Annotated in this window: 21 protein-coding genes; 7 read left to right on the top strand and 14 right to left on the bottom strand. The window is 64.4% G+C overall.

Annotated features, from left to right (window positions below; all coding sequences use genetic code 11):
* Window positions 1-22: 22 nt before the first annotated feature.
* The gene (locus MP11Mi_RS15535; protein ID WP_420039780.1) at window positions 23-646 is read right to left on the bottom strand and encodes an LGFP repeat-containing protein; all 624 of its coding nucleotides are present in this window, start codon (window positions 644-646) and stop codon (window positions 23-25) included.
* Window positions 647-871: 225 nt separating this feature from the next.
* On the opposite strand from MP11Mi_RS15535, the gene MP11Mi_RS15530 reads away from it, so the two are divergent.
* Complete coding sequence (locus MP11Mi_RS15530) at window positions 872-1732, top strand: alpha/beta fold hydrolase (RefSeq protein WP_420039779.1); 861 nt, start codon at window positions 872-874, stop codon at window positions 1730-1732.
* Between the two features lie 54 nt (window positions 1733-1786).
* On the opposite strand, the gene MP11Mi_RS15525 is transcribed toward MP11Mi_RS15530, so the two are convergent.
* Window positions 1787-1975 carry a hypothetical protein gene (locus tag MP11Mi_RS15525; protein ID WP_420039778.1) on the bottom strand — a complete coding sequence of 63 codons (189 nt, stop codon included), beginning with the start codon at window positions 1973-1975 and terminating at the stop codon, window positions 1787-1789.
* On the opposite strand from MP11Mi_RS15525, the gene MP11Mi_RS15520 reads away from it, so the two are divergent.
* On the top strand, window positions 1974-3335 hold the full coding sequence (locus MP11Mi_RS15520; RefSeq protein WP_420039777.1) for an MFS transporter: 1362 nt from the start codon (window positions 1974-1976) through the stop codon (window positions 3333-3335). The two genes, MP11Mi_RS15525 and MP11Mi_RS15520, sit on opposite strands and share 2 nt — an antisense overlap.
* A gap of 87 nt (window positions 3336-3422) precedes the next feature.
* Here the strand turns inward: MP11Mi_RS15520 and MP11Mi_RS15515 are convergent, their stop codons facing one another.
* Window positions 3423-5657: an NADP-dependent isocitrate dehydrogenase gene (locus tag MP11Mi_RS15515; RefSeq protein WP_420039776.1), complete on the bottom strand. Its 2235-nt coding sequence runs from the start codon at window positions 5655-5657 to the stop codon at window positions 3423-3425.
* Between the two features lie 359 nt (window positions 5658-6016).
* Window positions 6017-6409: a hypothetical protein gene (locus tag MP11Mi_RS15510; protein WP_420039775.1), complete on the bottom strand. Its 393-nt coding sequence runs from the start codon at window positions 6407-6409 to the stop codon at window positions 6017-6019.
* 96 nt (window positions 6410-6505) lie between these two features.
* Between MP11Mi_RS15510 and MP11Mi_RS15505 the strand changes: the two genes are divergently transcribed.
* A complete protein-coding gene (locus MP11Mi_RS15505) occupies window positions 6506-6796 on the top strand; it encodes a hypothetical protein (RefSeq protein ID WP_420039774.1) in 291 nt (96 codons plus the stop codon).
* 7 nt (window positions 6797-6803) lie between these two features.
* Here MP11Mi_RS15505 and MP11Mi_RS15500 read toward each other — a convergent pair whose 3' ends face one another.
* The 5 genes from MP11Mi_RS15500 to MP11Mi_RS15480 are packed head-to-tail and all read right to left on the bottom strand — an operon-like array spanning window position 6804 to window position 11928.
* A complete protein-coding gene (locus MP11Mi_RS15500) occupies window positions 6804-7544 on the bottom strand; it encodes a MerR family transcriptional regulator (protein WP_420039773.1) in 741 nt (246 codons plus the stop codon).
* A gap of 9 nt (window positions 7545-7553) precedes the next feature.
* Window positions 7554-9053: a flavin-containing monooxygenase gene (locus MP11Mi_RS15495; protein WP_420039772.1), complete on the bottom strand. Its 1500-nt coding sequence runs from the start codon at window positions 9051-9053 to the stop codon at window positions 7554-7556.
* Between the two features lie 17 nt (window positions 9054-9070).
* Entirely contained in the window at window positions 9071-9994 is a 924-nt protein-coding gene (locus MP11Mi_RS15490; RefSeq protein WP_420039771.1) for a ferritin-like domain-containing protein, read from the bottom strand.
* A 30-nt stretch (window positions 9995-10024) separates the two neighbouring features.
* Window positions 10025-10930 carry an SDR family NAD(P)-dependent oxidoreductase gene (locus MP11Mi_RS15485; protein ID WP_420039770.1) on the bottom strand — a complete coding sequence of 302 codons (906 nt, stop codon included), beginning with the start codon at window positions 10928-10930 and terminating at the stop codon, window positions 10025-10027.
* A complete protein-coding gene (locus tag MP11Mi_RS15480) occupies window positions 10927-11928 on the bottom strand; it encodes an alpha/beta hydrolase (RefSeq protein WP_420039769.1) in 1002 nt (333 codons plus the stop codon). Before MP11Mi_RS15480 ends, MP11Mi_RS15485 begins: the two co-directional genes overlap by 4 nt.
* A 172-nt stretch (window positions 11929-12100) precedes the next feature.
* On the opposite strand from MP11Mi_RS15480, the gene MP11Mi_RS15475 reads away from it, so the two are divergent.
* The gene (locus MP11Mi_RS15475) at window positions 12101-12637 is read left to right on the top strand and encodes a hypothetical protein (protein ID WP_420039768.1); all 537 of its coding nucleotides are present in this window, start codon (window positions 12101-12103) and stop codon (window positions 12635-12637) included.
* A complete protein-coding gene (locus MP11Mi_RS15470; RefSeq protein WP_420039767.1) occupies window positions 12634-13893 on the top strand; it encodes a flotillin family protein in 1260 nt (419 codons plus the stop codon). Before MP11Mi_RS15475 ends, MP11Mi_RS15470 begins: the two co-directional genes overlap by 4 nt.
* Window positions 13894-14008: 115 nt before the next feature.
* Here the strand turns inward: MP11Mi_RS15470 and MP11Mi_RS15465 are convergent, their stop codons facing one another.
* Window positions 14009-14629 (bottom strand): pyridoxamine 5'-phosphate oxidase family protein, encoded by a 621-nt coding sequence (locus MP11Mi_RS15465; protein ID WP_420039766.1) that lies wholly within the window; start codon window positions 14627-14629, stop codon window positions 14009-14011.
* Window positions 14630-14683: 54 nt separating this feature from the next.
* On the opposite strand from MP11Mi_RS15465, the gene MP11Mi_RS15460 reads away from it, so the two are divergent.
* Window positions 14684-15145: a carboxymuconolactone decarboxylase family protein gene (locus MP11Mi_RS15460; RefSeq protein WP_420039765.1), complete on the top strand. Its 462-nt coding sequence runs from the start codon at window positions 14684-14686 to the stop codon at window positions 15143-15145.
* A gap of 85 nt (window positions 15146-15230) precedes the next feature.
* On the opposite strand, the gene MP11Mi_RS15455 is transcribed toward MP11Mi_RS15460, so the two are convergent.
* From MP11Mi_RS15455 to MP11Mi_RS15440, 4 genes are all read right to left on the bottom strand, one after another.
* Window positions 15231-15566, bottom strand: a complete 336-nt coding sequence (locus MP11Mi_RS15455; RefSeq protein WP_420039764.1) for a GNAT family N-acetyltransferase — start codon at window positions 15564-15566, stop codon at window positions 15231-15233.
* Window positions 15559-16551 (bottom strand): pirin family protein, encoded by a 993-nt coding sequence (locus MP11Mi_RS15450; RefSeq protein ID WP_420039763.1) that lies wholly within the window; start codon window positions 16549-16551, stop codon window positions 15559-15561. The genes MP11Mi_RS15455 and MP11Mi_RS15450 overlap by 8 nt, the downstream gene beginning before the upstream one ends.
* 28 nt (window positions 16552-16579) lie before the next feature.
* Window positions 16580-17014 (bottom strand): hypothetical protein, encoded by a 435-nt coding sequence (locus MP11Mi_RS15445; RefSeq protein ID WP_420039762.1) that lies wholly within the window; start codon window positions 17012-17014, stop codon window positions 16580-16582.
* 94 nt (window positions 17015-17108) lie between these two features.
* Window positions 17109-17786 carry a VOC family protein gene (locus MP11Mi_RS15440; protein ID WP_420039761.1) on the bottom strand — a complete coding sequence of 226 codons (678 nt, stop codon included), beginning with the start codon at window positions 17784-17786 and terminating at the stop codon, window positions 17109-17111.
* Window positions 17787-17904: 118 nt separating this feature from the next.
* On the opposite strand from MP11Mi_RS15440, the gene MP11Mi_RS15435 reads away from it, so the two are divergent.
* Window positions 17905-19638: an alpha/beta hydrolase gene (locus MP11Mi_RS15435; protein WP_420039760.1), complete on the top strand. Its 1734-nt coding sequence runs from the start codon at window positions 17905-17907 to the stop codon at window positions 19636-19638.
* Window positions 19639-19674: the final 36 nt, after the last annotated feature.

Raw genomic sequence — 19674 nt, 5'->3', positions numbered from 1 at the left:
GCATTTCAGAGCCGAAATCCGATCACTCGGCGTCGACGACCTTTCCGTCGACGGTGACCTCAACCTTCCGAGTCTTGGTGTTGTACGTGATCTCACCGTGCTCGAAGGTCGACTTCTTGATGTCGCCCTCTTCGGTCTCGTCGCTGGTCGCCGTGCCCAACGGGCCCGCCGAGCCTGCTTTGCCGTCATCGGACGGCTTGCCCTTCTCATCGCGATCGACGTTCCACGCGTCGCGGATCTTGCCCCACGTGATGAAGGCAGAGTCGCCCTTCGCCGTGATGACACCGCCGTCGAACTGCTGGAACGAGACGCCGTTCTCGCCCTTACCGGATGCGTCGTCACCGGTCATGGGCTTGCCGAGATCGGTCTTCTGCTTCTCGGTCGCAGACGAGTACTTCGCGGCGATCGGGCCGGTCAGAGTGACCTTCGATCCGTTCGCAGCGTCGAGGGAGACATCCGCACTGCTCTCGGTGCCAGACTCCGAACCCGACTGCGAACCGCTCGTATCGGCGGACTGCTCGGTGGCTGTGCCCGACGCCTTCGACGCGTCGTCATCCTTGTCGTCGCTGCATCCTGCAGCGACCAGAGTCGTCACGGCCAGAGCCGCGATGATGCCAGCCGACCGGCGGCGCACGATCTTCGTCATTAGATCCCCTTCAATTCTCTGTCACATCCGGGCCAGGTGAATGCGTCAGCATTGACCCCGCAATGAGACTAGCGGGTATTAGGGACCTAGTCACCGAACTCCCAGGTTTCGATTTCGAAACATATTCAATCGAACAGCTCACAACGTGGCCTCACCACCCCAAACAGTCGGCTATCCCGACCGTGTGTAGGTTTGATATATCGAATGACAACTGAAGGAACACGAATGTCTGACATCATGCCGGAGCCATTCGTCATCGACTGCGGGACGGTGCGGATAGTCGGCGACCGATGGGTCGCGCACCCATCGTCGGGAGCGCCGATCATCCTACTCCACGGCGGCGGACAGACACGCCATTCCTGGGATCGAAGCGCATCGGCGCTCGCGGCACGAGGCCGCAATGTCTACACGATCGACCTCCGCGGGCACGGCGACAGTAGTTGGGCGGCCGACGGCGACTACGGTATCGACGCATTCGTCGCCGACCTCCGCCACGTCATCGAGACGATCGGGCAAGCGCCCATCCTGATCGGCGCATCCCTCGGCGGAATCACCAGCTTGTGCGCGGCAGGCGAACACTCGGGCACCGCGGCCGCCCTCGTGATGGTCGACGTCGTCGTCCACGTCGAGCCCGAGGGCATCGAGCGCATCAAGACGTTCATGACCGATCACATCGGCGGCTTCGCGACACTCGACGACGTCGCCGATGCGATCGCCGCCTACAACCCTGGGCGTGAACGCCCCGGGAGCCTCGAAGGCCTCAAGAAGAACGTCCGACTCCACGACGACGGCCGCTGGTACTGGCATTGGGATCCGCAATTCATCGTGAGCTCCGGAAACGAAGCCCGCCGACACACCGATCCCGTGCGACTCGGCGCAGCCGCACGACGGGTCGACGTGCCGACGCTGATCGTGCGCGGTGGGGAGTCTGACGTGGTCAGCGAAGCAGGCGTCGCGAGCATGCTCGAACTCGTCCCCCACGCTGACGTCGCCGACGTCACCGCGGCAGGCCACATGGTGGCAGGCGACGACAACCAAGTGTTCGCGGCCGCCATCCACGAATTCCTCGACAGACACGAGTTCTGACGGTCTCCACCAGTACTTATCCTGGCCAGGCGCCGTACCGAGTCTCGACTCCGATCAACCCTGGAGCCGGTGACGAGGGACACCCCGGATCAGCGGATCGATCAGCATGAAATGAATCGGGCAGGCAATAGGGTTGACGACGAATACTTGTCTAGAAAGTTGAAGAATTCTGTCTACCTCAAAGCCGTACCCGCGCATCGCCGTCATCGTCCTGTGCGCGGCAGGCATTGTCGTCTCGCTCATGCAGACGATCATCGTCCCACTCATCCCCCAATTGCCCTCACTCGTCCACACCACCTCGAACAACGCGTCCTGGGCGCTGACCATCACCCTGCTTGTCGGTGCCGTCGCGACACCGATCGCCGGCCGGCTCGGCGACATGGTTGGCAAACGCCGCGTGATGATCGCCAACATGGCTTTCGTCGCGGTCGGCTCAATCATCTGTGCCGTGTCGACCGCACTGATCCCGTTCCTCGTTGGCCGAGCCCTTCAAGGCATCGGCATCGGTACGATCGCCGTCGGCATCAGTATCTTGCGCGACATCGTCCCAGCCAACCGCCTCGGCGCATCTGTCGGCGCTATGAGCGCGTCGCTCGGTGTCGGTGGTGCGCTCGGGCTGCCGTTCGCCGCGATCATCGCCGAGCACGTCAGTTGGCACGCCCTCTTCTGGGTCAGTGCCGCAACCGCTGTCGCAGGCGCGGTCGGGCTCCGCATGTATGTGCCGGAGAGTCCCGAGCGCGCGGGCGGCAAATTCGACACCCTCGGCGCCGTTGGACTTACCGCCGTCCTCACCTTCGTGCTACTGCCCGTATCGAAGGGGGCCGAATGGGGTTGGAGCGCACCGATCACTGTCGGTCTGTTCGCAGCGTTCGTGGTCGCTGCCGTCGTCTGGTGGCAGTGGGAGCGACGCGCGAGCAATGCCCTCATCGACCTCGACGTGTTGACGAGCAAACCGATCATGTTGACGAATATCGCGTCGATCGCGACGGGATTCGCGTTTTACGCGTCACAGATGGCTCCGATCCAACTCCTCATGGCGCCAACCGAGACCCCGGGCGGGGTCGGTATGAGCATGGTTCTCGCGAGCCTCGTCCTGATGCCGATGGGCCTGGTCATGTTCGGGTTCTCCTACATCAGCGCCTGGCTCACCGATCGCAGCGGCGCCCGCATCTCGCTCGCCGTCGGAGGGCTCGTGATCGGTGCGGGCTACGTGGTGTTCCTGCTCGCGTTGGACGGCCCGTGGACCGTCGGCTGGCCGTCCATTCTGCTGTCCGGAGCGCTAGTCGGTGCCGGGCTCGGTCTGGCGTACTCGGCGATGCCCGCCCTGATCATGCAGGTGGTCCCGACAACGCAGACCGGTGAAGCCAACGGCGTCAACGCACTGATGCGCGCCGTCGGCACCTCGACGTCGACCGCGGTGATCGGCATGGTGCTGACCGCGTCGACCGTCACCACGCACACTCGTGCCGGCGCTGTCGTCACGCCTGCGATCTCCGCGTACTCGGTCACGGCGCTCGTGTGCCTGGCGGTCTGTGTCGTCGCTTTCATCAGTTCGATGGCCATCCCCAAACTGAAGGGGCTCGTCGTCGACGACGTCCTCTGACCGTCTGGATCCTCCGGTCCAAGCTGCGGGAAGACGAAAGCGACCCCCGAGAGTTCTCGGGGGTCGCTTTCGTCGTGGCTGGAAAGGTCAGCCGCGAACCGCTTCGAAATCCGCGTTCAACGTTGCGCTCGGACGCATTGCGGACGCCATCTTCTCGACATCCGCCTCGTAGTAGCCGCCGAGATCGACGGGCTTGCCCTGTACCGCGGACAGCTCGTCGACGATCGTCTGCTGGTCGGCCGCGAGCTTCTCCGCGAGCGGCGCGAAATGCGCCGCCAGCTCGGCGTCGTCGGTCTGCGCGGCCAACTCCTGCGCCCAATAGAGCGCGAGATAGAACTGGCTGCCCCGGTTATCGAGTTCTCCGGTGGTACGCGACGGTGACTTCCGGTTCTTCAGCAGCTTGCCGGTTGCCGCGTCGAGCGTCTCGGCGAGGACCCGCGCCTTCGGGTTGTCGTTCTTTCGACCGAGGTCTTCCAAGCTTGCCGCGAGCGCGAGGAACTCACCGAGCGAATCCCACCGGAGGTGGTTCTCTTCGACGAGCTGCTTGACGTGCTTGGGCGCGCTTCCGCCCGCACCGGTCTCGTAGAGGCCGCCGCCCGCCATCAGCGGGACGATCGACAGCATCTTGGCGCTGGTACCCAGTTCCAGGATCGGGAAGAGGTCTGTGAGGTAGTCACGCAGGATGTTTCCGGTCACCGAAATCGTGTCCAAGCCGCGCCATGCGCGCTCGAGCGTGTACCGCATCGCTCGGACCTGCGACATGATCTGAATGTCCAGCCCCTCGGTGTCGTGGTCCTGCAGGTACTTCTTGACCAGCGTGATCAGGTTGTTCTCGTGCGGACGGTACGGATCGAGCCAGAACACTGCCGGCATGCCCGACTCGCGCGAACGAGTCACGGCGAGCTTCACCCAGTCGCGGATCGGCGCATCCTTGACGATGCACATACGCCAGATGTCGCCTGCTTCGACGTTCTGCGACAAGAGGACTTCACCGGTCGACGCGTCGACGATGTTCGCGACGCCGTCTTCGGGGATTTCAAAGGTCTTGTCGTGCGATCCGTACTCTTCAGCCTTCTGAGCCATGAGACCGACGTTCGGGACAGTACCCATGGTGGTCGGGTCGAACGAGCCGTTGGTCTTACAGAAGTTGATGATCTCCTGGTAGATACGGGCGAACGTCGACTCAGGCATCACCGCTTTGGTGTCCTTTTTGCGGCCGTCGGCGCCGTACATCTTCCCGCCGATGCGGATCATGGCAGGCATCGAGGCGTCCACGATGACGTCGCTCGGCGAATGGAAGTTCGAGATGCCGCGTGCCGAGTCGACCATCGCCAGTTCGGGACGATGCTCGTGGCAGCGATGGAGGTCCTCGATGACCTCTTCCTTCTTCGACGCCGGAAGGGTCTCGATCTTGTCGTACAGGTCGGCCATGCCGTTGTTGACGTTGACGCCTAGCTCGTCGAACAGGTCGCCGTGTTTGTCGAACGCATCTTTGTAGAACACCTTGACGCAGTGGCCGAACACGATCGGGTGGGACACCTTCATCATGGTCGCCTTGACGTGCAGGGAAAACATGACGCCGGTCTCCTTGGCGTCGTTGAGTTGCTCTTCGTAGAAGTCCAGCAGCGCCTTCTTGCTCATGAACATGCTGTCGATGACGTCGCCGTCGTCGAGCGGCACGGTCTTCAGGAGGTGTGTCTTGCCGTCGGGCGTCACCACCTCCATGCGGGCCTCGCATCCGTGGTCCATGATCATCGACTTCTCGCCGGCGTAGAAGTCGCCGTGCGTCATATGTGCGACATGCGATTGCGATGCCATCGACCACTTGCCCATGCTGTGCGGGTTCGCACGCGCGTACTCCTTGACGGCCTTCGGTGCGCGACGATCCGAGTTACCTTCGCGCAGAACCGGATTCACAGCGCTTCCGAGGCAGGCCGAGTACCGGTCGCGAATCTGCTCTTCCTCGGGGGTCTTCGGGTGCTGAGGGAAGTCCGGTACCGCGAAACCCTTCTCCTGCAGTTCACGGACCGCGGCGTTCAGTTGCGGCACCGACGCGCTGATGTTCGGAAGCTTGATGATGTTGGTGTCCGGAGACTGTGTGAGACGGCCCAGTTCGGCGAGATTGTCGGGAACCTTCTGCTCGTCAGTCAAATAGTCCGGGAAAGCGGCCAGGATGCGCGAGGCGACCGAAATGTCGCTCGTCTCGACGTCGATCCCGGCGGGGCCGGCGAAGGCGCGGATGATCGGCAGGAACGCTTCGGTCGCCAGGCGCGGAGCCTCGTCCGTCAGCGTGTAGATGATCGTCTGCTTCGTGGAGGTCATTGTTGTCGCTGCCTCTTCTCGATCGTGTTCTTGTGGAACTCGTTATATTCGTCGCTGACATTGTCCCGCTTGTTGTGACCTGGTGCGCGCCCTCCTCGATATTGCGAGGCAACACACACGCCGGTTGGCCACTGACCTGCGTCGCTTGCGGTAGGCAGCGGTGCAGATCTGTCAGCGAATGTCAGATCGGTGAAATCGACTGGCGTCAACCGTCGATTCGCAGTGCCCGGGACGGCGTTGTCGAACCGGACACTTCCATAAGAATCATACCCGCGAGACCGAACGATCCCTCGGCGGGTGACGCCGTGTCCGCACGTCGCGGTCAAGACTCAGCGAGTTCCGACAGCACGGATTCCGGGTCAGTCCCGATCAGGCGACGACAACACCGTGGCCATGACTCCGAAGACGATGAGGCCAGTGACGACTCCGCCCATCCAGGCGGGCGTGACGTGACCGAGAAGCCAGCCGATCAACAGCGCGGCCGGAAGCGACGTCACCCACCACACGGACATCGACAGACTCCACGCCCGATGAATCAGCGGCACGACGACCGCGACCAACCACAGCGGATTGCATGCCGTCCACACAAGCCCAATACCTAGCGCATCAGCGGTCACTGGGTCCGCCGCGGTGAAAGTCGCGGACGCCGCGAACAGCGTCGCGACCGCCAGGAGTGCTCCCGCCAGCCGTTCTGGTCGATCGAGATTCCGCCCCGCACCGTGCGCGCTATCGACGTTTACCCCAGTCCCCATGCAGTCATCCCATCACAGTGCGGGCGCCGCGAGTCCCTCACGGTATTCTCGGGTGTCTGGGGAGAACGAACGAACGCACGCACCGGGGAGGGCATGATGTTCAGTCGACGAATTTTCACCGAGATCGGACCGGAACTGTCTGTCGCAGAGCAGCTTCGATCGAAACGGCTCGCGCGTCGAGCTGCGCACGACGCGCGAGAGTCGATCACGCTGACCGCGAAACGACAGTATCGCCGCTACCGTCGCGACGTCGGCCGACGCTTCCTTGAATGGCCGCAATGGCATGAGGCGTACATGCAGGCGTACAGCGGCGACCAGTGGTACCCGGGGAACGACGGCTGCCGCAGCCCTGGGCAGATCTCCGGTTGGGGCGGCGGTACCTACTGACGCACCGTCATCGCGGAATCGTGCTGTCGGTCGTCTTCTCGTATTCACGGAGCTGCTCTGCCAGTCCGTCGTCGAGCGCGCGGTCCAACGCCTTGTACGCGTTGTCGGTGGCGGAACGACGCATGGCGACGAGCAGGTCCGTCACCCACGCGACCTCGTCTGGCGTCTGCGGGACCCAGCCGACACCTTCGCGACGGACGAACTCGTCTCGTGCGGCCCGCATCAGGACGCGCACCGCGTCCGACAGCTTGTCCGTGAACTCCGCATGCGTGCGGACGACCGTCTCGAACGGCACGCCCCGGTCGATCAGGGTCGCGAGGTTGTCGACGATCCGGGGGTCGACAGCTTCGACGTCGCTCGAGCCGTCGATCCTCCGCACGATGCCTGCACGCACCAGCTGATCGATCGTCCCGTCGTCGGCCGACCCCAGCTTCGCCGCCACCTCGCGGGTAGACATTCGCCGATGCGGTTCACGTGACCACTGTTCGCCGAGCACGTCCGAGAGTTCCAATGCCTCACCGACCCGCGCACGAGGGTTCGTCAAGAACGTCGCAATGTGTTTGAGGTTGAAACCCTTGCCGAGGAGATCGTTGATCGCTCGCAAATTCGCCAGATGTCGTTCAGTGTAGATAGCGACTCGCCCGCGACGCAGCGGCATCGGCAGGAGTCCGCGTTCCTGGTATCCGCGAATATTCCGAGTCGTGGTGCCAGACTCCCGTGCGAGGTCGTCGATCCGGTACTCGGTCATCGGTCGACCCTATCGCGACATGGCGGGCGCCGACCTGGTGTGGGGCGCCGGCTCGTGCACCAGAATCCGATAGTCGCAGAGATCCACGCGTGCCAACTGGTTGGTGAACTGCGTGGCGAAACCAGGGAACATAGTCGCGTTAAATCCGTCCTCGGTGAGGTACCAACTCTGGCACCCGGAGTTCCAGGTCGTGGCGCCCAGCCGCTTCTGAATGCCGCGGTTGTACTCGGTCTGGACGTCGGCGCGGACGTCGAGCGCCTTCCAACCGTTTTCTTCGAGCAGCACAATCGCATCCGTCAGGTATTCGATCTGCGCCTCCATATAGACGAGCGCCGAGTTGTGTCCGGGCCCCGAGTTGGGGCCGAACGTGATGTGCAGGTTGGGGTATCCGGAGACGTTCACACTGCGATACGCGTATGCGCCGCCCCGCCAGTCGTCGGCAAGCACTCGGTCGCCGACCCCGGCGACGGGGAACGGCGTCGACTGTTTGCCGACGTCGAAGCCGGTCGCGAAGACGATGACGTCTACCTGATGTTCGACGCCCTCGACCGTGCGGACGCCCTTCGGCGCGATCCGCGCGATCGGCCACGTGACGAGTTTGCAGTTGTCCGCCTGCAACGCCGGGTAGTAGTCACTGGTCATCAACAGTCGCTTACATCCGGCCGAGAAGTCGGGTGTCAACTGCCGTCGCAGCCACGGATCCTTCACCTGTAGACGAAGATTCAGCTTGCTCACCGCTTCGACGACACGAGTGAGCGGCGTGTCCCACACGACGCCGAGAGCGACCGACTCGTGACCCCAGAACCAGGCGGCGCGCGTCAGCCGCTGGGCGCCGGGCAATCGTCGATAGATGCTCTTCGCGAACTCGCCGGTCTCGACGTCGACGCGCGGAAGAACCCACCCCGGCGTCCTCTGAAACACCTTCACCGACGCCGCCCGCCGCACCAGATGCGGCACGATCTGCACGGCGCTGGCGCCGGTACCGACCACGGCGACCTTCTTGCCACTGAAGTCATAGTCGTGATCCCACCGACCGCTGTGGATTCGGTGCCCCGCGAACTCGTCGAACCCGCGGATGTCGGGGAACGACGGATTCGCGAGCGGTCCGGCCGCCATCACCACCGACCTCGCTTTGACCGCCCGGCGCCGTCCCGCGAATCGCACCGTCCACTCCCCTGCCTTCTCGTCGTACGAGAGGCCGGTCACCTCGCTGTTGAAACGGATATGGTCGGCGACACCGAACTCGGCGACCATGGTGTCGATGTAGTCGAGGATCTCGGCACTGCCGGAGTAGGTATGCGTCCAGTTTGGATTCGGCGCGAAACTGTACGAGTACAGCTCCGACGGGATGTCGCACGCCGCACCGGGATAGGTGTTGTCGCGCCATGTCCCGCCGACGCGTTGGCCGCGTTCGAAGACGACGAAGTCGTCGATCCCCTTCTGTTTCAACTTAATTGCGGTCCCGATTCCCGCGAATCCCGCTCCGATGACAGCTACTGCGATCGCCATGTGTAGCTCCTCTCCGCTCAGGCCGCCGGCTCGTAAGTGAGTTCCCTCGACCACGTCGGCGTGCGGTGGACCAGGTCGAATGGGATCTTTCCGGTGATCTTCACCAGGCCGTCCGCGACGAAGTGGTACGGAACGTTGTCGCGGTTGGTCACCCACGAGCCGTGCAGCGAGACGAGTCGAAACATCGGGAGCCTGTTCACATATTTGCTGCGTTCGCCGACCGCACGGTACTTCTTCATCGCTCCGTAGAGCTTTTCCTCGTCGACGCCCATCGCGACGATGTTGTCGCGCATCTTGTTCAGCAGCGGCATGTAGCTGAGGAAGCCGATCATCAGCGACGGGTTCATCCAACCGCCGACGAAGTCCGCGATCAGTTTGCGCAGCTCCGCATGCCCCAAAATGTCCATGACTTCGTAGTCGACGGCGAGGTGCCGCGACTCGTCGGAATTGATGTGACGGAACACGTCCTGCGCGATCGGGTCCTTGACCTCGTCGGTGATGAACTTGATCAGAGCGCCGTCCAGTGCCACTTCGAGCATCGGGATCACCGTCCCGAGAAACGACAGAGACATGCCGTCGGAGTGCTTGTCCAAGAAGTTGATGATCAACTGCACGTTGACGTTCGGTGACGGGATCTCATCGCCGTCGAGCATCCCCCACCGACGCATGAGCGCCAGTTCGGCGTTCGCGTGCTTCTGTTCTTCGGCGTGAAAGTGCTCGTAGATGCTCTTGAGCACCGGGGTCGGAGCCTTCTTCGCCATGGCCGCGAAGCCGCGCGCGCCGACGTTCTCGATCCACATCAGGTCGGAGAGGAACGGTTTGAGCTTGGCCCAGAGTTCGGGTTCGATCAGTTCCGCGCCCGGCGCGTCCCAGTCGATGTCGGCGAGCGCCCACTGCCGATCTTTGATCATTGCGAGCATGCGATCCATATCCATGGCCATGACTGGTCTCCTTCGGTGCGTCTGATCAGGTCAGTGCTGGTTTGCGTGGTCAGTGTCTGCGCGATCTAGAACGTCGGCGTGCTGTTCGTCGGGCAGCAGCCGGTTCAACAGCCCCGCACCCCAGGTGTAGGGCGCCGGGAAGTGTCGTTTGAGGTGCCAGATCACAGTGGCGTCCACCTGCGGTACGACGTAGAGCCTGCCAAGATCGTTGGCGTCGAGCGTGGCTGCGGCGATGCTCGACGGGGAGTGTCCGGTCTTCTCCATGAGCCAGTCCGCGAGTCCGCGGCCGTTCTCGGTGATCCGACCGTCGCGGGCGACGTTGGTCTTGACGAACGTCGGGCACAGCACGGTGACGGCGACTCCGGTGCCACTCATCTCCGCGGACAGTGTCTCCGAGACCGACATGACGCCCGCCTTGCCGACGTTGTACGGCCCCATCGCCGGGGCGGCCGCGAATGCCGCGGCCGATGCGACGTTGATGATCCCGCCGCGGCCGGCGCTGCGGACCAGCGGAGCGAATGTCTCACACCCGTGAACCACTCCCCACAGATTGATGCCGAGCGCCCAATTCCAGTCGTCCATACCGATCTCACCGACCGGCAGGCCCCCGATTCCGACGCCCGCATTGTTGATCACGAGGGTCGGCGGGCCACCGAAGTCACGTTGTGCGACATCGGCGAGTTTGACGACGTCGTCGTGCACCGACACATCGCAGAGCTGCGCGAGGGCACGGCCGCCGGCAGCCGTGATCAGATCGACGGTCTCGCCCGCACGGTCCGGGTCGATGTCCGCGCAGACGACGTGACCGCCCCGAGCGGCGAGTTCGACGGCGAAGGCTCGTCCGATACCGCTGCCCGCGCCGGTCACCACGGCGTTCGCTCCGTGGCTTCGCCGGTGCCGAACGAGGCCGACCAGCAGAGAGTCGATGGCGGTCATGATGTCGCTCCTTGAACGTTCCGATGCGAAGCCAGTGCGTCGGCGATGAAGTCGCGCACCCGGAGGAGCGCGGCGTCTGGCTCGGACCCCAATCGGGGCAAGGCTTGGAACACGTGCATCTGTCCAGGCCATATCTCGGCTGTGACGTCGCCGCCAGCAGCGCCGAAGCGGGTGGCGAAGTGCTGTGCGTCGTCCTGCAACATCTCCACGCCGCCTGCCTGTACGAGCACCGGCGGACACTGCGCCGCACTCGTGTAGTCGAGAGTCAGACGGCGATCGCGCATGTCGGCGCCGACCGTGTACAGCTCGACGAGACGGCGCGCGTTCGCCGCAGTGATCATCGGATCACGGCGGACGCGCTCACGTTGCGCGGCGAGCCCGAAGGTGAGGTCGACGACCGGCGAGAACAGGACGACGCCTGCCGGCAGCGTCTGCCGCGCGGCAGCACGGTTCAGGGTGAACACCGCCGCGAGGTGCCCGCCTGCCGAGTCACCGGCGACGACGATGTCCGACGGGTCGTAGCCACGGCCGATCAACCAGTCCCACCCGGTGTCGACGTCGTCGGCCGCCGCCGGGAAGCGATGCTCAGGCGCGAGCCGGTAGTCGAGCACGAACACCGGCAGCCCGGTGACCTGCGACAGCCGTGCGGCGAAGCTCCGGTGCGTCGCCGGTGAGCACATCATGTACGCGCTGCCGTGCAGAAAGTAGATGACGCGGCTTGAGGTGCGATCGACTCCGGGTCCGTGTACCCACTCGCCGCGCACCGGCCCGTCGCGCCGGGTTCGCTCGTCGACCTTCTCGACAGTCGTGCCCGAGGGCATCGACCCGAACACTCCCATGAGCAGGGCGATCGTCCGTCGGGACAGGCGCACCCCGGCGGCGTCCGTGCCGAGATACCCGGTGAAGGTTCCGAGGCCGTATCTGGTGGCGACCGCGGCCACCCGCGACCGCGTGGACGCTGTCGTGGGGACTCGCTGCGCGATCCGCGTTTCATCCATAGTCGAATGCCACCACCAATCGTGCCAGTTGTCAATGGCACGTTAGGTGGTGTTGAACTGTCCGGAAATCGTTCGACACGCGTCCAGCGTCAGCGCGAGTGCGCCCGAATGGCCTCGTTCACTCCCTGTGTCAGACTGGGATCACGTCAAAGACCGCAGAAACGGGGTGCCAGTGCTCGGAATCGTCCTTCTCGCAATAGGCCTCGTCGGCTTGTTGCTGACTCTCCTCTCACTGATCGGCTTCGAGTTCGGTTCGTTCGACATCCATCTCGGCGACTCCGGCGCAGGGTTGTTGTCCGTTGCAACCCCGTTCCTGACCGGCTTCGGTCTGCTGTCCGGAGGACTCATCGTCTTCGAGGTGACGAGCACGCCGATAGCGCTGCTCGCCGGTGCAGTCGTCGGCATCGCGCTGGGCTTGGTGGCGTTCGCACTCCTCGGCTACCTCGTCGGGTCCGAGGAGGAACTACCCTCCTACGACCTCGTCGGGTCCGCGGTCCGCATCGTCGAAGCAGTCGCGCCGGGCCGCTACGGTACCGCCGAGGTCACCACCCCGCTGGGCGCACGCCAGATCACGGTCACCTCCGATGAGTCGCTCGCCCACAACGACCACGCGGTCATCGTCGAGAAAATCGATGGGCGCGAGAGTTTCCACGTCTCGTCGATAACGTTCGGCGAGGCCACCCACCCAGAAGGGAATGAACACCTATGACCGCGATAATCACGGCCGTAGCAGTCGTCGCCGTCCTACTCGTGCTCGTTGTACTCCTACTGTTGTCGCGCTACCGCGTGCCCGGTGCCGAGGAAGCGTTCATCGTCACCGGTACCGGCAAGGGTCACCAGGGCAAGGTGTACCGCGGCACCGGCACGTTCGTTCTGCCCGTCGTACAGCGCGCGACGCGTGTCCAGCTGTCCTCGATCAAGGCCGATCTCGACACGTCGACGCCCGCCAACGACGGCATCGAATTGAAGGTTCGCGGCGTTGCCGTCGTCAAGGTCGGTGACACACCGGAAGACATACTGAAGGCCGGTCCGCGTTTCGGCGACGACCTCAACCGGGTGAAGACACTCGTGACCGAACAGCTCTCCGGTGAACTCCGGTCGATCGTCGGCACAATGACCGCCAAGAGCATCCTCGTCGACCGTCAGCAACTCGTCGACCAGGTCGCACAGTCGATCAAAGAGATCCTCGGCAACCAGGGGCTACTCCTGGACAGCTTCTCCATCAACGACGTTCAGGACTCGGACGGCCAATACTTCAGCGACCTCGCTGCCAAGGAGCGCTCCGACCAGGCCGCGATCGCTGCACAGTCCCGGGCCGAGGCGCACCGAGTGGCCGAGCAGAGCCGCATCGCCAACGAGCAGGCAATCATCGAACAGCAGCGCGAACTCGATATCGAGCGTGAGGCTGCCCGTCAGGCGACTGACCGTGCCGCAGCGGAAGCCGACGCCGTGCGTCCGCTCGTCGAAGCCGAGCGTCGCCGCATCCAGGTCGAGAAGGACAACGACGTCGCCGAGCAGAGCGCACGTCTGCGTGACACTCAGCTCGACGCTGAGGTCCGTCGCCCAGCCGAAGCCGAACTGTATGCCGCTCAACAGCGCGCCGCAGCACGTAAGGCCGAGATCACCGCGGAAGCCGAAGCCAATGCCGACCGCATCCGCATCACCGGTGAAGCGGAAGCGGAGGCCCTGGAGAAGCGCGCCGACGCGCTCGGCAAACTCGACAAGGTCGGTCAGCTCGAACTCGTCCTGAACAAGCTGCCCGAGATCGTCAGCGCCGCATCGCAGCCGCTGGCCGACTCCAACATCACGCTGGTCGGCGACTCCGTCAGCCCACTGACGCAGAGCGCAGGCACCGGCGTCGCGAGCACCCTCGAAGTGATCCGTTCGACCACCGGCATCGACGTCGCCTCCATGCTCGCCAACCTCGGCGAGTCGTCGGACGTCAACAAGTCCGTCGAAGACTGAGTTGGCCTCCGGTCGAGATCCCGCTGCTGCGGGCGACCGCTGACGAGAATCGCGTTGCACAACACTCGCACCACGACTGTTGTGCAACGCGATCACTTATATGGAAGGGCGGGGTCTATCCACCCGAGACGAGCCTGCGCACGGAATCAGGGATCTCGTCGCCGGTGTCGGTGATCGGGTCTCCGTAAGCGGTGCGGACAGGGACGACACCGGTCCATCGATCACTGTCGACACCCGCTCCCCCGCTGCGGGCCTTCGCGGTCCACTGACCGTCCTCGATCGGCAGCCGGAGGGTCAATGTGGCCGCCAACTCCTTTGCCGTGATCGGCGGTGTCTCCAACGTGCGTCCCGGGACGATGCGGTCAGTGAGGGCGGCGAGGGCCGCTGCGCTATCGGACACCGGCTTGAGTACGCCCCTAACCACCACGGCACGGTAGTTCGCCGAATGATTGAACAGGGTGTCCGACACCACGATCGCGTCCAGGACGTACGCGGTCAGGGTGACTCGGGCGCCAGCGGCGGCATGGCGGAGCAGGCCTGCCCCGGTCGATCCGTGCACGATCACGTCGTCGCCGATGCGCGCGAACAAGGTCGGCACCGACCACGGCCAGCCGTCGACCACCGTCGACAAGGTCCCCACGAGTGCTTCGTCGAGCACACCGTCGAGCAAACTCCGGTCCCCTCCGCGGTCCGGTTTGCGGGTTAACGTACCAAGATGCTGCGGTTGCACTGCCATACGACCGATCTCACACGGTTCGTGCGACCGGTTCAACACAATTACCCTGACTACATGCCGACTCGCCGCGTGAAGCTCGACAAACAGAACCCGGAAATCTACAAACAGTTCGTAACCACCTCCGTCGCGGTCGCTGCAGCGGCGTCCGCAGCCGGACTCGATCGACAGGTCATCGAACTGGTCAACCTGCGTTGTTCGCAAATAAACGGCTGTGCGTTCTGCCTCAGCCTTCACCATGAGGACGCGATCAAGGCCGGAGTCACCGAACAGCAGATCGCTGTTCTACCCGCGTGGCGTGAAGCACCGTACCTCTACGACGACCAGACGAAAGCCGCGCTAGAGCTGGCGGAGGCCGTCACCGAACTCCCGGCGCTCGATGCCGCGAACTGCGCCTACGAGCGTGCCGCGGATATTCTGGACGCAGCACAGATCTCGGCGGTGACATGGGCGTCGATCACCATGAACGCATTCAATCGGGTGTCGATCATGAGCGAATACAACGTGCGCCCGCGCTGACCCTCGGCACAACTCTCACGTATACGGCCTCACGCCACCTCGTCCGGCCGTTCCCCGCCGCATACGTGAGAGTTGTGCCAGCGAGTTACCGGGACTTCAGGAACTCAAGGATCTCCGGAGTCGCCTTGTCGACTATGTCGCCGACCTCGTCGGCGTGCTTATCCACATAGTGCGCGACGAGCGGGCATACGGCGACCACGCGCTGCCCCGCTCCGCGCGTGTCGGCGAGTGCTTCGCGTACCAGTGTCGAACTCAGGCCGCGCCCAGAGAACTGGTCGTCGAGTTCGGTGTGCGGAAAGATGCGTTGTCCGGCACGGTCGACGAACTCGGTGAAGCCCGCGACCGTCCCGTCGACGGTGATCTCGTATCGTCCGGCTTCGTCGTTTCGGACGACTTCGACCTGCTCGGTGGTGTCACTCATGACTTCGTGGTCTCCTTCTCGGCTTGAGCCTGCTGGTGGGGAGCGGCGGTGCGGGAATCCGGTCATCGGGCCCCCAGCCGTCTACTGATCCGAAACGCTGCGCGGCGTCCTCCCATTCCGCACGGTAGGCGGCGATCTCGTCGTGGTCGCGCCCGACGAAGTTCCACCACATGACGACGTCCTCGCCGAACGGAGTCCCGCCGAGCAGAACCAGACGAGCCGGGGCATCCGTCGGATTCTCCAGCATCAACGTCGATGATCCGGGCCCGACGTAGCCGAGGCTGCCCCGGTCGATCTCGACGCCCGCGACGATGAGCCGTTCGGTATCCAAGATTGCGCCGTGCTCGAACGTCGGATTCACCGTCAGATCTATCCGCGTACGAGGCTCCAGCACGATCTCGGCGCCGAGGAGAGGTGTCGCGGTGACGACCGGAGACGTCGAGCCGCCGAGGTCCCCGATGAACACCCGCATACTCCCCGCGGTCGTGCCGTCAACGGCCGTCAACGTAGCGGCGGCGGGCACGTGATGCTGGAAACCGTGTGGTTCGTCGCGTAGGTCGTCGGGCAGCGCGAGCCACAACTGCAAGCCGTGGAGGATGTCGGTGGACTGGGTGGACACCTCGGAGTGGCTGATGCCGTGTCCTGCGGACATTAGATTCAACTCGCCTGGGCGGACCATCGCGTTGATGCCTGCGCTGTCGCGGTGCTCGATCTCGCCCTCGAACAGCCAACTGACGGTTTGCAGGCCGGTGTGCGGATGCGGCAGCACTCGCATCCCGCCGCTGGACGACACCGATTCGGGTCCGTAGTGGTCGGCGAAGCACCAGGCGCCAACCATCGAACGATCGCGTGTGGGCAACGTGCGTCGGACGAGCATCGCACGGATACCGCCGAGCGGCACCTCCCGCGGGGTCACCACCTCGACCCCGACCGATGCCGTTCCCGAACAACTGATCTCTTGGGGCTGGCTCTCGATATTGCTCATGTCGCCGAGAATAGCGAACAGCCGGTGTTCAGGCCTGGAACCGGAATCGGAGTGCGGCGATCAAATCGTCGACAGCCGAGATGAGGACGTCGACGCGTGATGCGGCGTCGGTCGCGATGAGCGCGCGTTGCCGATCAGCGGCCCCGAGCGGCAGGTCCGAAGTCGCTCGAAAACTCGCCTCGGTCGCGTCGGAGCCGGAGTAGTCTACGGGTTCAGCGAGCCACGATGCGGTCTGCCGCAGGTCACGATCGCGACGGCCGCCTTGTCCGCAGAGCAGTTGCAGGAGTGCTCGCCCCTCCATCAACGCAGTCCAATCCGGGGCCTCGCCGGGGGTGTCGGCGAGCGATCGGGTCCGCGCGTTCGGGTACAGACCGTCGGGCAGCCATTCGTCGACGACGATCCGGTGGACTCCGACACAGAGCAGCGAGTATCGGCCGGGACCGGTCTGTGACCAGTTGTCCACGCGTGCGAGCGTGCCCACACTGGACCTGGTGTCGCCACCGCCTACCTCGGATCCGCGTTCGGCAATAGCACCGACCCGAGCGGAAACATCGCGGTCATGACGGACCGTCGGGCCTCGGCGACTGCTCGATGAGCAGTGTCGGCGTTCCCAGAGCACGCTCGCGCACCGTGCAAACACGGGTCCCCGGTTTGCGGCCGGCCCGCACCTCGCTGGTGTCGAGGCCTGCTTCGACGAGACGTTCCTGCTCGGCGTCGATGTCGTCGGTCAGCCAGGCGATGCCGCCGAATCGCTCACGCTCGGCCATCACAGGCCCCGCGACGACCTCGACTACCACCGTCGACGTACGGAAGAACAATTGCGCTAGATCGTCGCCGAGCGTCCGGACACGCCGCAGGCGCATTCCGAAGCGGCCCGCGTACAACGCGATCGCGGCGTCCTCATCGCTGTGCGTCAATACGATGTGGTCGAGCACCGGATGCTCCGGTCGCGGCCGAGTCACTTCGGTGACCCCGATCGGCACATCTGCGGCGGGCTTCAGACCTCGTCGTTCGAGTTCCGCGCGCGCCCGGGCCTCGTCGTCGACGACGAAGTCGATCGACAGATCCGCATCCGAGTCGAGCAGGACGACAGTTCCGTTGGCCGCCGCCCATTCACCATCGGACACCGGCGCGCCGAGCAGGATCCGGTAGGCCCGCGTCGACGCCTGCAGGTCAGCGACGGGGATCCCGATGCGGACGTCGGACGCGGCGATCGGATCGTTCGAATTGCTCACGGCCCCATGGTCGCACACTGATTCTGTCCGGAAGTGCCCGTTCTGTACCTGCGGCCCGTAGCGTGTGAGCCCCGGAGCGTATGACTAGCGTCATCGGTATACCTACACAGGAGGCGACGTGTCCGTTGACACCGAGGCGGTAGCGGACGGCCCCGGTCCGGGCGACGCGGATGCAGTCGCGGCGGAGCCCGCCGAGCAGTCCCGAGTCGCACGGTGGGCTGCGGTCTACCGGGCGCGATTCTCGTTCAGCGGCGCGGTCGTTGCAACCGTGTTCCTGTGGCTGTCGACCACCCCGTCCCTCCTGCCGCGCGGGCCACTGTTCCAAGGTGTCGTGAGTGCCGGTGCCGCCGCCGTCGGATACATGATCGGTGCATTCCTCACCTGGCTGTCGCGTTACCTCGTCTCGCGTACCGAACCGTGGCCGCGCCCGCACCGTGGCGCGTGGATCGCGCTCGGCGTGATCGCCGCTGCCGGGACCGCCGTGATGCTCTACTGGTACGCCCGATGGCAGGACGAACTGCGGGATCTGATGGGCGTGGCCCGTTTGTCATGGGGTGCCTATCCGCAGATCTTGGTGATTGCGCTGGTGGCATTCGCGCTCCTCCTCGCCATCGGTCAGGCGTGGGGCACATTGGTCCGTATGCTGACGCGCCGCTTGAGCAGGCATGTCCCGCCGCGGATCTCGGCGACCGTGTCCGTCACCGTGGTGTTGGTTCTCACCATGGTGTTCGTCAACGACGTGGTCGCTAGGAACGCCATGCAACTGCTCAATTCGACGTTCGCCGCGGCGAACGAGGAGTCGACCCCCGATTCCGCGCCGCCGACATCACCGCTGAGATCGGGGAGTCCTGAGTCGCTGGTGACGTGGGAGAGTCTGGGCAGGATGGGGCGCGCGTTCGTCTCGACGGGTCCGTCCGTCGAGGAGATCAGCGACTTCAACGACTCCCCCGCCGAGGAGCCGATCCGGGTGTACTCGGGTATCGAGTCGGCGCCGGACATCACCGCAGCGGCCGACCTCGCCGCCCGGGAACTAGTGCGCGCGGGCGGGCTCGACCGGAAGGTTATCGGCATTGCGGCCACGACCGGAACCGGGTGGATCAACCGAGCCAATCCGGACTCACTCGAGTACATGTATAACGGCGACACCGCGATGGTCTCGATGCAGTATTCGACGCTGCCGAGTTGGTTGTCATTCCTCGTCGATCAGGAACGCGCACGAGAAGCCGGACGCGCACTATTTGAGGCGGTCGACAAGGTGGTGCGCGAGCGTCCCGAGGCCGAGCGGCCCAAGGTCGTCGTGTTCGGTGAGAGTCTCGGATCGTTCGCAGGCGAGGCCCCGTTCGGTTCCATTCCGACGATGGCTGCTCGCACCGACGGCGTTCTTCTGACCGGCCCCACGTTCAGCAACACGTTGTGGCGGGACACCACAAACAGTCGCGACGACGGCTCGCCCGAGTACCTTCCGGTGGTCGACGACGGCGGGCAGGTTCGTTTCATCTCCGACGCATCGGACCTCGACGAGCCTGCCGGCCGACCGTGGGCGAGCCCGCGGATCGTCTACCTCCAACACGCGTCTGACCCGATCTCGTGGTGGTCACCGGACTTGATCCTGTCCGAACCGGACTGGCTCGACGAGCGGCGCGGCCCCGACGTCCTGGCCGCCACCCGGTGGATTCCTTTCGTCACGTTCCTACAAGTAGCCGCCGACATGGCCGTCTCGGTCGATGTGCCCGACGGCCACGGCCACAACTATCTCGCCGCGATCCCGAAGGCATGGGCAAAGATCCTCGAACCTGCGGCGTGGACCGATGCCGACACCGAACGCCTGCTCCCCCGCCTCTCACGCGACTAAGCGGTCGAGCCGAGCCGACGAATCTGCACACCTACT

This window comes from Gordonia abscondita, assembly GCF_032711245.1.
Taxonomy (GTDB): Bacteria; Actinomycetota; Actinomycetes; order Mycobacteriales; family Mycobacteriaceae; genus Gordonia.
This window is presented reverse-complemented; position numbering and strand designations above follow the sequence as displayed.

Excerpts from the sequence above, each read along its gene's own strand:
- MP11Mi_RS15535 (WP_420039780.1), bottom strand. The coding sequence starts at position 646 with ATGACGAAGATCGTGCGCCGCCGGTCGGCTGGCATCATCGCGGCTCTG.
- MP11Mi_RS15530 (WP_420039779.1), top strand. The coding sequence starts at position 872 with ATGTCTGACATCATGCCGGAGCCATTCGTCATCGACTGCGGGACGGTG.
- MP11Mi_RS15520 (WP_420039777.1), top strand. The coding sequence starts at position 1,974 with ATGCAGACGATCATCGTCCCACTCATCCCCCAATTGCCCTCACTCGTC.
- MP11Mi_RS15525 (WP_420039778.1), bottom strand. The coding sequence starts at position 1,975 with ATGAGCGAGACGACAATGCCTGCCGCGCACAGGACGATGACGGCGATG.
- MP11Mi_RS15515 (WP_420039776.1), bottom strand. The coding sequence starts at position 5,657 with ATGACCTCCACGAAGCAGACGATCATCTACACGCTGACGGACGAGGCT.
- MP11Mi_RS15510 (WP_420039775.1), bottom strand. The coding sequence starts at position 6,409 with ATGGGGACTGGGGTAAACGTCGATAGCGCGCACGGTGCGGGGCGGAAT.
- MP11Mi_RS15505 (WP_420039774.1), top strand. The coding sequence starts at position 6,506 with ATGTTCAGTCGACGAATTTTCACCGAGATCGGACCGGAACTGTCTGTC.
- MP11Mi_RS15500 (WP_420039773.1), bottom strand. The coding sequence starts at position 7,544 with ATGACCGAGTACCGGATCGACGACCTCGCACGGGAGTCTGGCACCACG.
- MP11Mi_RS15495 (WP_420039772.1), bottom strand. The coding sequence starts at position 9,053 with ATGGCGATCGCAGTAGCTGTCATCGGAGCGGGATTCGCGGGAATCGGG.
- MP11Mi_RS15490 (WP_420039771.1), bottom strand. The coding sequence starts at position 9,994 with ATGGCCATGGATATGGATCGCATGCTCGCAATGATCAAAGATCGGCAG.
- MP11Mi_RS15485 (WP_420039770.1), bottom strand. The coding sequence starts at position 10,930 with ATGACCGCCATCGACTCTCTGCTGGTCGGCCTCGTTCGGCACCGGCGA.
- MP11Mi_RS15480 (WP_420039769.1), bottom strand. The coding sequence starts at position 11,928 with ATGGATGAAACGCGGATCGCGCAGCGAGTCCCCACGACAGCGTCCACG.
- MP11Mi_RS15470 (WP_420039767.1), top strand. The coding sequence starts at position 12,634 with ATGACCGCGATAATCACGGCCGTAGCAGTCGTCGCCGTCCTACTCGTG.
- MP11Mi_RS15465 (WP_420039766.1), bottom strand. The coding sequence starts at position 14,629 with ATGGCAGTGCAACCGCAGCATCTTGGTACGTTAACCCGCAAACCGGAC.
- MP11Mi_RS15460 (WP_420039765.1), top strand. The coding sequence starts at position 14,684 with ATGCCGACTCGCCGCGTGAAGCTCGACAAACAGAACCCGGAAATCTAC.
- MP11Mi_RS15455 (WP_420039764.1), bottom strand. The coding sequence starts at position 15,566 with ATGAGTGACACCACCGAGCAGGTCGAAGTCGTCCGAAACGACGAAGCC.
- MP11Mi_RS15450 (WP_420039763.1), bottom strand. The coding sequence starts at position 16,551 with ATGAGCAATATCGAGAGCCAGCCCCAAGAGATCAGTTGTTCGGGAACG.